This is a genomic window from Lentzea nigeriaca, from assembly GCF_016907955.1.
Taxonomy (GTDB): Bacteria; Actinomycetota; Actinomycetes; order Mycobacteriales; family Pseudonocardiaceae; genus Lentzea; species Lentzea nigeriaca.
Map to the genome: position 1 here is coordinate 1,095,488 of NZ_JAFBCX010000001.1, position 13,168 is coordinate 1,108,655.

Sequence of the window (13,168 nt, forward strand, 5' to 3'; positions counted from 1 at the left end):
CTCTCAGGTGCGGCGGTCGACCGCGATCCAGTTGGTCTCCCAGGACTTACCACCGTCCTGGGAGAACGCCTGCTCGAACGTCGCGCAGTCCTTGCCCTGCCGGTGGATGAGGAAACGCACCCTGATCGGGCGGCCGCCGAGCTGGTCGTCGCCGTAGAACTCGCCGACGCCGTCGTGGAACCCGCCGTACACCGACGGCGTGAGCAGGCCGTCGCGCATGTTGACGAACGTCAGGCTCCAGCGCTGCGCCTGCGGCTCGTGGAGGCGCATGTTGAGGCCCTCGATCCGTCCTGCCGGTCCGGTGACGTTCAGCTCGACGACGTTCGCCCGCCGGTCCATCAGCGGCCGCACGACCGACGTGCCGCTGAACTGGAGCCACTGGTCCTCGGTGTCCGACAACGGATCGGCGAGCACTCGCACGTCCGTGTGCCACGTCCCGAGCTCCCAGTCGAAGTCCCGTTGCCCGTCGGCGGTGTCCGCCGACGCAGAGCCGGTCAGTGTGAGAAACACGAGGCACGCGACCAAAACGCGGACGTGTGGCACGGTGAGCAGTCTGCGCATGTTCATGATTCGACTGTCGACGGAGCCACCACCATGAACAAGAAGGCACCTGCAGGTAACCTCGCGCGGCCCAACCCGCTGCCCGGCTGCCCGATGGCGGCGGCGTTCGCGGCGATCGGCGGGAAGTGGAAGCTGACGCTGGTGTACTGGCTCGCGCACGGCCAGTCGCACTTCGCCGGTCTGCGCCGCCGGGCCGAGCCGATCACGCCGAAGGTCCTCGCCGAGCAGCTGCGGGAGCTGGAGGCGGACGGGCTCGTCGAGCGCCTGGAGACCGGACCGGTGCCGGCGCCCGTGATCTACCGGCTCACGCCTTACGGGACAACGGTTCTGCCCGTCGTGGAGAGCGTCCGCGTGTGGGGCGAGACGCACCTGCAACACACCAACGGTGAAGTGATGAGCTGCGCACTGCCCACCGGTCAGCCCTGAACCTGACCGTCCACCAGCTCCAGCACCCGATCCGCGACGGCGTGCACCGCGTCGTGGTGCGTGGCGATCAGCACCGCGGCACCCTCGTCGGCGACCCGCCGCAGCAACCCCACCGCCGCCACCGCACTGGCAGCGTCCAGGTGCGCCGTGGGTTCATCGGCGAGCAACGCCGCGGGCCGTGCCACCACGGCACGAGCCAGCGCCGCCCGTTGCTGCTGCCCGAACGACACCTGCCCGGGATACCGCGCCCCCAGCCCGTCGATCCCCAGTTCGGCCAGCAGCCCGGACACCCCGTCCACCGCCCGTCCGGCCAACCGCAACGGCAGCGCGACGTTCTCCTCCAGCGTCAGCTCCGACGCGAGCCCCAGCGACTGCGGCAGCACAGCGCAGTCCGACCACGAGGCGAGCCCTGGCGAGACGGTCCCGCTGTCCGGGGAGTCGAAGCCGCACAACAACGACAGCAGCGCCGTCTTCCCTGACCCGGACGGCCCGCTCAGCGTCACGAGCTCCCCGGCGGACACCGCGAGATCCACCCCGCGCAGCACCGAAACGCCGTCGAAGGACCGGTGCACCCCGGCCGCCCGGATCACGACGCCACCAGCGGAACGCACAGATCCGCCAGCTCGACCAACCGCGGATCGTGCGACGCCACCACGGCCGGCACCGGCAACGACGCCAGCGTCTCCAGCACCAGGTCAGCGGACCGCACGTCCAGCTGTGAGGTCGGCTCGTCCGCAACGACCACGGAAGCCCCGCGCGCCAGCGCACAGCCGAACGCGAGCCGCTGCTGCTGCCCGCCGGACAACGCGCCGATCCGCCACGTCCCGGATCCGCCCAGTCCCAACCGGTCCAGAATGGACAGATCCGCCGCCCCGGCCGCCCGCAGGTTCTCCCCGACGGTCAGGTGCGAGATCAGGTTGTCGGACGGGTTCTGGAAGACGATCGCGATCTCCTTGCGCCGCAACGACCTGAGCTGCGCCCACGACAGCCCGGACGTCGGCCGGTCGTGCACGAAGACCTCACCCACCGAAGGCCGTTCGACCAACGACAGCACCCGCAGCAGCGTCGACTTGCCCGACCCGGATGGCCCGGACAGCACGGTGAGGCCGGGCGCGATCGTCAGCGACACGTCCGAGACGGCACGCACCGGCCCGTAGGACACCCCGACGCCATGAGCGCGGATCACCTGAGCAGTTCTCCCATCCGCGCGGTGCGGACACCCCGCAACGCCAGCCATGCCGCCACGACGACGACCACGAACCCGCCCAGCACCATCGAGCCCAGCAACGGTGTCAGGTCGGGCAGCATCGGGGCGGGGTTGAGCCACGGCGCGGGATCCAGCCGCGGCACCGCGAACCCGGCGCTCACGAACGAAGCCACCGCGCCGATCGCCACGGCCACCAACGCCAGTGCGCCCACCTCCAGCAGATGGCTCGTCCACAACACGGACGGCCGCATGCCCATCCGCGCCGACAACGCGCCGGAGACCGCGTTCTGCCGCCGCCGCACCTCGATCGCCAGCAGCAGCGCCACCGCGGCCACCACTGCCAGCACCACGCCGATCGCGGCCACGAAGGCGAACGTCCACTCCACGGTCAGGAACGGCAGCCCGTCGAGGACCCGCGTCCTCTCCTCGACGTTCGTGTAGTGGATGCCCGCCGCCTGCAACGAGGAAGTCAAGGCGGGCAACGGCAATGACGACCACAGGTGCCATGACCCCACCTGGTCCACCGCGGGCACGGACTCCCGCGCGACGACGTAGCCCCGTGTGCCCAGCTTCGGGAACGACGGCAGCGACGCCACCGGCTTCACCAGCGGCAGCCCCGCGATCTGGATCTCCCGGTCCGCCGCGCGCCCGATCCGCACGGCGGGAGCGACCTCGCCGGTGCGGCGAAGCCCGGACAGCAGCGAGCGCACCGAAGCAGCGTCGTCCACGAGCGCCGCGTCCGTGAACGTCGCGGGATCCACGATCAACGCGCCCGTGCTCACGCCCACGAGAGTTGTGTTGCCCCGCAACGACGACGGCAGCGCCACCCGTCCGAGAGCGATGTCCTGGGACACCTGCGCCGTGCTGTTGGCGCCGACGAACACACCCGACTTCGAGTCGAGCGCCGACTTCTGCGCCCCCGCCACCGCACTGCCCACCGCGATCGTCCCGACGGCCAGCACACCGACCAGCACCACACCGGTCACCGGGCCCACCGCGGCCGCGAGCCGGCGCAGCGCGAACTGCGCGGCGGGAACCCGCCACCACTGCACGCGATGCGACCAGGCGAGCGACCACCGCAGCAGCCGCGTCGCGACCAGCGCCGCCGCCAGCACGACCAGCAGCGGGAACGTCAGCGCGGCCACGTCGACCCGCGGCAGCTCGCTCGATTTCACCACCGTGCCCAACCCGTTGCGGGACAGGCGAAGCCACGCCAGTACAGCCAGTGCGACAACGACGAGTTCCCACGGCACCACAGAAAGCCGCCACGAACGGGCGCGCCGCTGGAACGTCCGGTGCACCCGCCAGGAGGCCACCAGCACCGTCACCGCCAACGATGCGACGACCACGGCGAGAACGAAGCCCATCGCCACCCAGAGCGTTCCAGGAGCCAACGCGACCCCGGGTGCGTAGAGCGGCAGCAACAGCCGAGCCGCCGCCAGCCCGAGCAACCCGCCCAGCACCAACGGCAAACCGAGCTCCGACACACCGCGCAGGCCGAGCGCGAGCGGTCCGGCCCCGCGCACCCAGAGCAGCCGCAGCTCGGAATGCCTGCGCTGAGCCCATTGCACGGTCACCGTGCCGACACCCGCGAGCCCCACCAGCACGCTGATGAGCACCAACGGCAGCAACGCCGACGAGACGTTGCGCTCCGAGGTCCTCGCCGCCGTGATCGCGGACGACAGCACGTCCGCCCGCGTCAACGGCAGCCCGAGCGAGGTGATGAGCGCGTTCCCCTTGTCCCGCAACACCTCCGCCTCGGCGAGCGTGGACACGGGTTCGGCGGGGAACCTCAGCGACACCGAAGCCCCGGACGAGAACTCCGGCGGCAGCGCGGAAAGGTCGGAAGGCTGAGGCACCCAGATCACCGACGTGCTGGCACCGTCGCCGCCCAACGGGTTCGGCACGACGGTCTTCGCCTCGGAACACCACCACCCGGACACCGGATGCGCCAGGTCGGCGTAGATCGCGCTCACCACGAGCGGCGACCCGGTCAGCCGATCACCGACCTTCACGTGTGCCGCGGTGGCGATCGTCCGCGGCACCCACAACCCCTTGCCACCGCCTTCGACGACCGTCAGGTGCGACAGGGCGTCCGGCCGATATCCGAAGCGGCCGTAGGTCGCGAGCCCGTTGAAGTCGGGGCGGCCGATCCGGGTGTAGACCGCGCCCAGCGGGCTGCGCGAGGACATCGTGACAGCGCCGGCGAGCGGCAGCCCGTCGCCGTCCAGCGACGGGTGCACGGACTGCGGGCAGATCCGGTCCCGCTGGTAGGCGAGAGCGGCGCTCCCGGCGGAGGACGAGTGCAGCACGGCCGCGGCCACCACGAAGCCCAGCAGCAACGTCGTCGCGATGCTCACCAGCAACGTGAGCGGGCTCGACAGCGCTGCCCTGGGCGCGGCTCTCCACGGCACCTGCACCAGCGCACGCTAACCGGCGTACCGCGATTTGGGGAGGCTTCAGGAGGTAACGGAACGCATGACGCCGAACCGGGCTCCGAACGGGTCGACGAGCACGGCGATCCGGCCGACTCCGTCCAGCTCGTAGGGCTCGACGACCTCCTCGGCCGCGCCGGCGGCCTGATCCACATCGGTCACCTCGAAGTACGGCAACCAGTAAGCCTCGGAGTCCCCGACCACCGCGCCGAACAACCGGCCCGCACCCGTTCCCGCGGGGCGGACGAATTCGCCGGGAGCGCCGGGAATCGTGATGGCGTCCCAGGAGAACACCGTGCGGTAGAAGGAGGCGTCGGCGGGAGAGTGGAGTTCCAGCCACGTCAGCGCTCCCGGAACCGACACGACGTCGAGCCCGGCGTGCGGCCACACCCCGAACTCCGCGCCCTGCGGATCGGCCATCGTCCGGTCGTGGATCGTGCCACCGGCCGCCACGACCGCCTGAGCAGCTTGATCGGCGTCCGCCACCGCGAAATGGATGGTCCACGCGCCTGTTTCCCGCGCCGCGTGTCCGGCGACCGTCCTGCCCTCGTGGGTGAACTGGTCGCCGAGGCCCCAGCCGAGCACGCGCCCGTAGAACGCCGCGGTGGCGTCGCGGTCCGGGCTGCCCAGTTCGATCCACGCCGGGGCGCCCGGCACGAAGTCGGTCGTGATCATGCCCACCTCCAGCGGATGCCGATCCAGTTCACCGACACGTCGGTCTCGAAGTGGTGCACCGAATTCGTGTGGTCCAGCGCCAGGTCGATCGTCCGATGCGGCTCGGTCTCCTGCCAGTCCTGCAGGTACACGTGCGGATCGGTGGGCAGCGCCGCCGGGTCGAAGTGCACCTCGATCAGGCTCTGCGGGAGGAAGCACCGCACGCCCTGCGCGTACTCGAAGCTGTCGACCTGCGTCGCGTCGTGGACGACGAACTCGAACACCCACGTCTCACCCGTCGCGAGTGGCCGGTCGAAGAGCAGCTCGTCCACCGTCACGTGCTCGGCCTCGTCGCGCGCGGACCGGCCGATCCGGCAGTTGCGGACCGCCTCGTGCCGGACCTCGTGCACGGAGTCGTCGCAGAAGTAGTGCGCGTAGAAGCGGTCGACGCCGTCGTGCCGCGCGCGGGCGACCATGCTCACGTGGATGCGTGACGCGTGCCGTCGGGCGTCGACGAAGATCCTGTCGTGGCGGGACACGACCTCCAGGTCGTTGGTGTTGAAGCCGGGCATCATGCCGGGCACGACGTCCGGCCAGCCGCCCGGATCCGCGCGTTCCAGGAGGCTGAGCAGCGAGCGGGACGGCACCTCCAGCAGTTCCTCGAGCACCGACACGGCCCTGAGCGACTTCGGCGAGATCGGGCGGACCCGGCCCTGCTGCCAGTCGCTCAGGGTCGACAGCGCGACCGCCACGTCCTGTTGCGCGAGGCGTAGCCGAAGCCGTTCCAGGGTGAGCCCGCGGCGGCGGATGGCCGCGCGCAGAGCCGCGTGGAACGGTCCGATGCGCAGCAGCGCTTCCAGACTTGGCGTCGTCGTCACGGCACAGAGCGTAACGACTAGAGCGAGAATCCCTCCGGGAAAGGATCGGTCGCGTCCAGCAGGTACTGGCCCATGCCGGTGATCCAGGCGCGACCGGCCACTGTGGGCACCACGGCCGTTCGGTCACCCAGCGGAACCTCTTCGAGCAACCGGCCGATGAACCTGGTGCCGATGAACGACTCGTTCACGAAGTCCGCACCGAGTCCGAGCTCGCCGCGCGCGTGCAGCTGGGCCATCCGGGCGCAGGTGCCCGTGCCACACGGCGACCGGTCGAACCAGCCGGGGTGGATCGCCATCGCGTTGCGCGAGTGGGCGCCGTCCTGGCCAGGCGCGGTGAACTGGACGTGCTTGCAGCCGCCGATCGCGGCGTCCACCGGGTGCACCGGGCGGTTCACCGCGTTGATCTGGTCCATGATGGACAGTCCGGCGGCCAGGATCCGGTCCTTCTCGGCCCGGTCGAACGGGATGCCGAGCTGCTCCAGCGGCAGGATCGCGTAGAAGTTGCCGCCGTAGGCCATGTCGTAGCGGACCTCGCCGAGGCCCGGGACCTCGACCGTCGCGTCCAGCTCGTGCGCGTAGGCCGGGACGTTGCGGATCGTCACGAGCTTCGTGCGGGTGTCGTAGTCGGCGAGGACCAGACCGGCCGGGGTGTCCAGGCGGACCGTCGTGACGGGCTCGGTCACCTCGACCATGCCGGTCTCCACCAGCACTGTCGCCACGCCGATGGTGCCGTGGCCGCACATCGGCAGGCAGCCGGACACCTCGATGTAGAGCACTCCCCAGTCCGCGTCCTGGCGGGTCGGCGGCTGCAGGATCGCGCCGCTCATCGCCGCGTGGCCGCGCGGTTCGTTGACCAGCAACCGCCGGATGTGGTCATGGTTCTTGATGAAGTCGAGGCGCTTGTCGGCCATGGTCTCGCCGGGGATCACGCCGACGCCGCCGGTGATCACCCGCGTCGGCATGCCCTCGGTGTGCGAGTCGACGGCGCTGAAGTACTTCGCGAACCTCATGCCGTGTCCAATTCTCGGGCAGCCAGCTTCATGTCGGCGTCGACCTGGGCGCGCTGTTCGGGCGACAACGGGCCGCGCGGCGGACGGCACGGACCGCCGTAGCGGCCCACGAAGTCCATGGAGTGCTTGATGGCCTGGACGAACTCGGTGCGCGAGTCCCAGCGGAACGCGGGCACGAGGCGTTCGTACAGCGTGCGGGCCTCCGTGAGCTTGCCCGCCAGCGCCAGCTCGAACAGTTCGGTGCACTCGGCGGGGAACACGTTGGGGTAGCCCGCGAACCAGCCCGTGGCGCCCATCAGCAGGCTTTCCAGCACCACGTCGTCGGCGCCGGCCACGACGGTGAGGTGCGGGGCGGCGGCCCTGATCTCCAGCACGCGGCGGACGTCGCCGGAGAACTCCTTCACCGCCACGACGTGCTCGATCTGGCCCAGCTCGGCGATCAGGTCCGGGGTGAGGTCGACCTTGGTGTCGATCGGGTTGTTGTAGACCATGATCGGCAGCCCGGCCTTGGCGACCTCGCGGAAGTGGTGCACGACCTCGCCGCGGTTCGCCCGGTACATCGTGGGCGGCAGGCACAGCACGCCGTCTGCGCCGTCCTCCGCCGCCAGTTCCGCCCAGTGCCGGGCCTGGTGCGCGCCCACGCCGTGGACTCCGATGACCGCGATGCCACGGCCCTTCACCGCCGCGATGGCGGTCTGGGCGACCTCACGGCGTTCCGCGTCGGTCAGCGACGAGTACTCGCCGAGCGAGCCGTTGGGCCCCACGCCGCGGCAGCCGTTCTCGACGACCCACTGGCAGTGCTCGGCGAGCTTGTCGAGGTCGGGGCGCAGACCGGCCGGGGCCTTCGGATCCTCGGCGTAGGGGAGTGCGGTGGCGACGATGACGCCGTCGAGACGTTCGGTCATGAGGTTTCCTCCGGGAGATCGGCGAGTTCGCCAAGGGGGATCGGGACCGCGATCACGCGGCGTTGCCCGTCGAACGGGATGCCGGTCAGGTCCGCCGCGTTGCGGGCGCAGATGCGGCCCTGGCAGCGGCCCATCGCGACGCGGCTGGTGAGCTTGAGCTCGCGCATGCTGGCGGCGTCGGTGAGGTCGGCGAGGCTGACCTTTTCGCACCGGCACACGGTGGTGTCGGGGTTCAGCCACGTCTGCCAGCCAGGCTGGACGGCGTGTGCGCGGGCCAGGGCCTGGGCGAACAGGCGGCCCCTGCGCACCGCTTCGACTGCTATGAGCGGCGGTTCCTGGTGTGCCGCTGCGGCTCCGGCGATGATGCCTTCCGCTTCGGCGAGGTCCGCGCCGCCGATGCCGGTGACCTCGCCTGCCGCGTAGACGTTCTCGACCGACGTCCGCTGGAGTTCGTCGACGTCGAGGAAGTCGTTGGTGCGCTTGGCGTTCGGCACGAGGTCGGTGCGCGGGAGGAAGCCGTAGCCGATGCACACCAGGTCGGCGTGTTCGGTGCGATGACTGACCGGGCGCCAGTGGCGGTCGAGTTTCGCGACCGTGACGCGGTCGCCGTGCTTGGCGATCACGGCCGTGCGGGTTTCCAGGTGGGACAGTGCTTTGCGGTAGCTCGCCAGTTCGGCGATCTTGTGCCGGTTGGCGAGCACGGCCTTTGTTTCGCGCGCCCAGGCGAGCGGGGAGTTCGCCTCGTACACGCCGACGAGGGTGGCGCCGAGGTTCTGCAGCGCGGTGGCGACGGGCAGCAGGAACGGGCCCGTGCCCGCGACGATCACGCGGTCGGCGAGGGTCACGCCCTGCTTGGCGAGGGCCTGGGCGGCGCCCGCGGTGATCACGCCGGGGCCGTCCCAGCCGGGGAACGGCAGGGGGCGGTCGTAGGCGCCGGTCGCGATGATCAGGGCGTCGAAGTGGAGTTGCCGGGGACCGCGCAGATGCAGTGTGTGCCCCTCGACCATCCAGGCTTCGGTGTTCTTCAGGTGCGTGACGCCCCTGTGCTCGAACTTCGCCCGGCCGCGCAGGAACTGGCCGCCCGCCTCGGGTTCCGAGTCGACCATCGTGACCTCGGCTCCCGCGTCGGCGGCTGTTCTGGCGGCGGCCATCCCGGCAGGGCCCGCGCCCACGACGACGATCCTCATCGTTGCGTCCTGATCTCGTCGCCGTCCCGCAGCTGGTGCCGGCACGCGCGGACCTCGGGCACGCCGTTGATCTCGGCGACGCAGCCGAAGCAGACGCCGATGCCGCAGAAGAACCGTCCTGGCAGCAGTTCGGCGACGTGCGAGACCTCGCGGTCCCGGCCGTTGAACGTGACCTTCACACCATCACCTCCTGGCGATCGACGCGGAACGGGTGGGGATCGACGAGCGGGGTGGAGCCGGTGAGCAGGTCGGCGAGCAGGCGGCCGGTGGCAGGGGCGAGACCGACGCCCGCGCCCTCGTGGCCCGTGGCGTGCCACAGACCCGGCGTGCGCGGGTCCTCGCCGATGATCGGCAGGTGGTCCGGCGCGTACGGACGGAACCCTCCGTACGCACGCATCACCGGGACGCCGGCGAGCATCGGGAAGAGCGCGATCGCTTTGCGTGCCAACGCTTTCAGCACCTTGCTCTCGATCGTGCCGTCGAAGCCCTTGCGCTGGCGGCTCGACCCGATCAGCACCGTGCCCGCCTGGGTCGACTCGACGACGCCGGACGTCTGCAGGTCGGCGTCACCGCTCGCGACCGCGCCGACGTAGTCCGCGTCGTAGACCTTGTGCCGGATCGTGCCGGGGATCGGGGTGGTGACCAGGACGACGCCGCGCCGGGGCAGCACGTTCACGCCGAACTGACGTGCCCACGGGCCAGTGGCGTTGACGACGGCGCCGCAGCTGATCACACCGTTGGTCGTGGTGACACTGCGACCGTCCGTTGTGGACACCTCGGCGTCGATGATCCTGATGCCGCGCAGCAGGGCCCTCGTGGCTTTGACCGGGTTGAGCTGCGCGTCCTGCAGGTAGTGGACAGCCGCCGTGATCTCCGGGTTGAGGTGCGGCTCGTGGGCCAGGGCCTCGTCGGCGGTGAGCTCGCAGGCGTCGATGCCCGCCGCCCGTTGCTTCGCGGCGAACGCCTCGAGGGGCTCGCAGGCCTCCTCGGTAGTGGCGACGACCAGCCCGCCCTTCTCCTCCCACTCGGCGTCCTGGGCCAGTTCGGGCCACAGCTCCCGGCTGGCCTTGGCCAGTTCGAGCTCGGGGCCGGGCTCCTTGTCGCTGACCAGGACGTTGCCCTCACCGGCCGCACTGGTGCCCGACGCCGCTCCGCTGCGGTCGATGACGACGACGTCGAGCCCGCGTGCTCGCAGCGCCTGCGCGCACGCGGCCCCGATGATGCCCGCTCCCACGACCACGACGTCCGGGTGCATCGCCACCTCCGTTCATTAGAATGAACGTTAGTGCTTCGGATACTCCAGCACCAGTACCGAGCTCACTTCTCCGTCGAGAGTCTCGTACAGGTGCGGGGTCGAGCCGGGGAAGCACACGTAGTCGCCTGGCCCCAGCTCGTACGGCCCGTCGGTCGGCCCCACGCGCAGCCGGCCACCCGTGACCAGCACGTGCTCCTTGCCGGGATGACCTTCGCTGGTCTGCACGGCACCCGGCCGCACCCGTTGGTCGTAGATCTCGATGACGGTGTCGGCGATGTCCATCCGCCGCATCAGCCGCAGGTCGACGGCATTGCTGCTGAGCACCTCGACGTCCCGCGCCCGCACCAGCACGACGTCCGGCGGCGTCCGCTCGGTCACGAGCTCCGACACCGGAACGTCCAAAGCGTTCGACAAACTGAACACTGTTTCGATGGTCGGGTTGCCCGACCCGCTCTCCAGCTGGGACAGCGTGCCCTTGGCGATGGACGACCGCCGCGCGAGCTCCGACAGTGACAACCCGCGCTGCTCCCGGAACGCCCTGATGTTGGCGCCGAGCACCTGACCCGCACTCATAACCACTGATCGTTGCATAGGCTTGCGCCCATGACTGCGTACACGGAGGCGGAGGGGCAGACCCTCCGCACAGCCGTTTTCGGTGCAATGGTGCTGGTGTCCACGGCGGACCCCGGCTCGGTCGAGGAGGAGAGCCACGCCGGTATCAGGGCGATGACCCTGCTCTCGGACGACCTGCGCGCCGTCATCGCCGCCGCCCCGCCCTCGCTGCCGAAGGGAACGGCGTCCGATGTGGAGGTCGGCGTTCTCGCCGCGCTGAAGGAAGCCGTCCAGATCATCAACGCCCACGAACCGCGCGACGTCGAGATCTTCCGCGCCGCCGTGACGGAGATGTGCCGCTCGGTGGCGGGCGCGGACGGCGAGGTGGCCGCGACCGAGAAGGAGATGGTGACCCGCGTCGTCGAGGCGCTCGCCTGACGGAGCCTCGTCACGAACTCTCCGGCCAGGTCGACGAGGTGCTGCTCGCCGGCGGCGGTGAGCTGCAGGTCGATCAGCACCTCGTCCACGACTTCGCCCGCCTGCTGTGGACGGTGCCGGAGTCGATGGTCGAGGTGGCCGCGTTCATGCCGCAGGAGCTCGAACGGATCGCGCGGAAGGCCGACGGTGGCTCGGGGTCGGGCTGCCGTTGCCCATGCTCACGGCGACTGTGACGGCGTTGCGGCAGATGACTCAGCGAGAACCGCGGACGCCGATGTGGCGGGAACCCCGGTGCGAGGCCGATGCGCATGACCTCCGACTCGATCACAGGTACGACTCGTACTCCTTCAGCATCCTGCTCAGCGCGTCCGAGACGGTGGCGGGCAACGTGCCCGCGCCGAGCATGTCCTGGATCGGCTCCATCGCGGTCCGCGCCGTGGTGGCCCGGTGTTCCGGCTCGAACCGCTCCATGCCCCGGCGCACCGCGTCCAGGGCGGCGGTGGTGTCACCGGAGAACGCGAACGTGTCCGCGAGGTCCAGCCACTCCCAGTCCGCCTTCGGGTTCTTGGTCTTCCACGTCGCCAGCGGGTTGAGGTCGCGGAACGTCTCCACGGCCGCCTCCCGCTCGTCGTCGGTCGCGGCGAGCTGGACGTCGAGCCGCGCGGCGTTGGCGCGGGCGTAGAGGTCGTCCTCCGCGATCTCGCTGGCCTTGCGGTACGCGTCACGGGCCTTGCGCAGCTCGGTGCTGTCGCCGGTGGCACGAGCGAGCCGCCGGTGCGCCCCGCCCAGGCCGGAGAAGGCCTCCTTGTCCGCGGCGTTCAGCTTCACCGCCTCGGTCAGCGAGTAGATCGCTTCCGGCAGGTTCTCGTTGCGGCTCTGGGCGATGCCGAGCTCCCGCCACCAGTGCGCGCCGCGGGACTCCAGCCGGGTGGCGAGCCCGAGGTGGTGGATGGCACCGGAGAAGTCGCCCTGCTTGCGCAGCGCCTTGCCGAGCTCGCCGTGCACGTCGGCTCTCGTGTCGTTCAGCAGCAGCACGCGGCGCAGCTTCGCGACGCGTTCCTCGTGCGGTGCGGCCATGGCCTCGTTGAAGAGGTCGTCGCCGCGGGCGTGCTCCAGCTCCGCGATCTTCGCGTGGAGCTCGTCGATCATGCCGGTGGGCACAGTGGTCAGCCCGCTGCCCAGCCGCACGGGGCTGTCGACGTTCTTCCTCGTGAGGCCGTGCATGATCATGCTGAGGATGACCTCGTGCGCCTCGGCCAGCTCGTCGTAGCGGTTGCTGTAGGGCACGACCCTGTTGCCGGACACGTTGAACCGCACGTCGTCCTGGTTCTGGCTCACCAGCACCGTCACGTTGTCCCGCACGGCCCAGCGCACGCCCAGCTCCAGGTACACGTTCGGGTTGGCGCCGGTGAGGTCGGCGATGTAGACCTCGGCGTTGAACGCCTCGGCGAACATCGTGTGGTTGATGGGACCGGACTCGCGCCGTTCCTTCTCGATCTGGACCTGCACCGGGCGGCCGAGCCGTTCCTGCAGCTTCGCGGCCAGCGGGTCGTACAGGCCCGCCTTGATCTGCTTGATGTCGGTCCACTTCGCGCGTTCGCCGAGCGTCGTGCCCGGCATCGCGACGAAGATCGTCATCGGCTCGTCGGTCGTCACAGTG

General features: G+C 70.4%; 16 protein-coding genes. 3 read left to right on the forward strand and 13 right to left on the reverse strand.

The window, feature by feature from the left end; all coding sequences use genetic code 11:
- Positions 1-3 precede the first annotated feature (3 nt).
- Positions 4-567: a hypothetical protein gene (locus JOD27_RS04310; protein WP_239566312.1), complete on the reverse strand. Its 564-nt coding sequence runs from the start codon at positions 565-567 to the stop codon at positions 4-6.
- A gap of 27 nt (positions 568-594) precedes the next feature.
- Here JOD27_RS04310 and JOD27_RS04315 point away from each other — a divergent pair, with 27 nt between their 5' ends.
- Positions 595-987 (forward strand): winged helix-turn-helix transcriptional regulator, encoded by a 393-nt coding sequence (locus JOD27_RS04315; protein WP_239566313.1) that lies wholly within the window; start codon positions 595-597, stop codon positions 985-987.
- Here the strand turns inward: JOD27_RS04315 and JOD27_RS04320 are convergent.
- From JOD27_RS04320 to JOD27_RS04370, 11 genes are read right to left on the reverse strand one after another with little or no spacing between them, the layout of a single operon-like run.
- Positions 978-1,598, reverse strand: a complete 621-nt coding sequence (locus JOD27_RS04320; RefSeq protein WP_307829883.1) for an ATP-binding cassette domain-containing protein — start codon at positions 1,596-1,598, stop codon at positions 978-980. The two genes, JOD27_RS04315 and JOD27_RS04320, sit on opposite strands and share 10 nt — an antisense overlap.
- Positions 1,574-2,173, reverse strand: a complete 600-nt coding sequence (locus JOD27_RS04325; protein WP_307829884.1) for an ABC transporter ATP-binding protein — start codon at positions 2,171-2,173, stop codon at positions 1,574-1,576. Before JOD27_RS04325 ends, JOD27_RS04320 begins: the two co-directional genes overlap by 25 nt.
- A complete protein-coding gene (locus JOD27_RS04330; protein ID WP_204760738.1) occupies positions 2,170-4,614 on the reverse strand; it encodes an ABC transporter permease in 2,445 nt (814 codons plus the stop codon). Before JOD27_RS04330 ends, JOD27_RS04325 begins: the two co-directional genes overlap by 4 nt.
- A 39-nt stretch (positions 4,615-4,653) precedes the next feature.
- Positions 4,654-5,304, reverse strand: coding sequence for a VOC family protein (locus tag JOD27_RS04335; protein WP_204760739.1), 651 nt, complete (start codon positions 5,302-5,304; stop codon positions 4,654-4,656).
- Positions 5,301-6,161, reverse strand: coding sequence for a hypothetical protein (locus JOD27_RS04340; protein ID WP_204760740.1), 861 nt, complete (start codon positions 6,159-6,161; stop codon positions 5,301-5,303). The genes JOD27_RS04335 and JOD27_RS04340 overlap by 4 nt, the downstream gene beginning before the upstream one ends.
- Positions 6,162-6,178: 17 nt before the next feature.
- Positions 6,179-7,171 (reverse strand): proline racemase family protein, encoded by a 993-nt coding sequence (locus JOD27_RS04345; protein WP_204760741.1) that lies wholly within the window; start codon positions 7,169-7,171, stop codon positions 6,179-6,181.
- Positions 7,168-8,076, reverse strand: a complete 909-nt coding sequence (locus JOD27_RS04350; protein ID WP_204760742.1) for a dihydrodipicolinate synthase family protein — start codon at positions 8,074-8,076, stop codon at positions 7,168-7,170. The genes JOD27_RS04345 and JOD27_RS04350 overlap by 4 nt, the downstream gene beginning before the upstream one ends.
- On the reverse strand, positions 8,073-9,263 hold the full coding sequence (locus JOD27_RS04355; RefSeq protein ID WP_204760743.1) for an NAD(P)/FAD-dependent oxidoreductase: 1,191 nt from the start codon (positions 9,261-9,263) through the stop codon (positions 8,073-8,075). Before JOD27_RS04355 ends, JOD27_RS04350 begins: the two co-directional genes overlap by 4 nt.
- Positions 9,260-9,442 carry a 2Fe-2S iron-sulfur cluster-binding protein gene (locus JOD27_RS47115; protein ID WP_204760744.1) on the reverse strand — a complete coding sequence of 61 codons (183 nt, stop codon included), beginning with the start codon at positions 9,440-9,442 and terminating at the stop codon, positions 9,260-9,262. Before JOD27_RS47115 ends, JOD27_RS04355 begins: the two co-directional genes overlap by 4 nt.
- Positions 9,439-10,518: an NAD(P)/FAD-dependent oxidoreductase gene (locus JOD27_RS04365; protein WP_204760745.1), complete on the reverse strand. Its 1,080-nt coding sequence runs from the start codon at positions 10,516-10,518 to the stop codon at positions 9,439-9,441. The genes JOD27_RS47115 and JOD27_RS04365 overlap by 4 nt, the downstream gene beginning before the upstream one ends.
- 27 nt (positions 10,519-10,545) lie before the next feature.
- A complete protein-coding gene (locus JOD27_RS04370) occupies positions 10,546-11,091 on the reverse strand; it encodes a helix-turn-helix domain-containing protein (RefSeq protein WP_204760746.1) in 546 nt (181 codons plus the stop codon).
- Positions 11,092-11,121: 30 nt separating this feature from the next.
- Between JOD27_RS04370 and JOD27_RS04375 the strand changes: the two genes are divergently transcribed.
- Positions 11,122-11,508 carry a TerB family tellurite resistance protein gene (locus JOD27_RS04375; protein WP_204760747.1) on the forward strand — a complete coding sequence of 129 codons (387 nt, stop codon included), beginning with the start codon at positions 11,122-11,124 and terminating at the stop codon, positions 11,506-11,508.
- Positions 11,509-11,546: 38 nt separating this feature from the next.
- A complete protein-coding gene (locus JOD27_RS04380; protein ID WP_204760748.1) occupies positions 11,547-11,741 on the forward strand; it encodes a hypothetical protein in 195 nt (64 codons plus the stop codon).
- 91 nt (positions 11,742-11,832) lie between these two features.
- Here the strand turns inward: JOD27_RS04380 and JOD27_RS04385 are convergent, their stop codons facing one another.
- Positions 11,833-13,164: a tetratricopeptide repeat-containing protein gene (locus JOD27_RS04385; protein WP_204760749.1), complete on the reverse strand. Its 1,332-nt coding sequence runs from the start codon at positions 13,162-13,164 to the stop codon at positions 11,833-11,835.
- Positions 13,165-13,168: the final 4 nt, after the last annotated feature.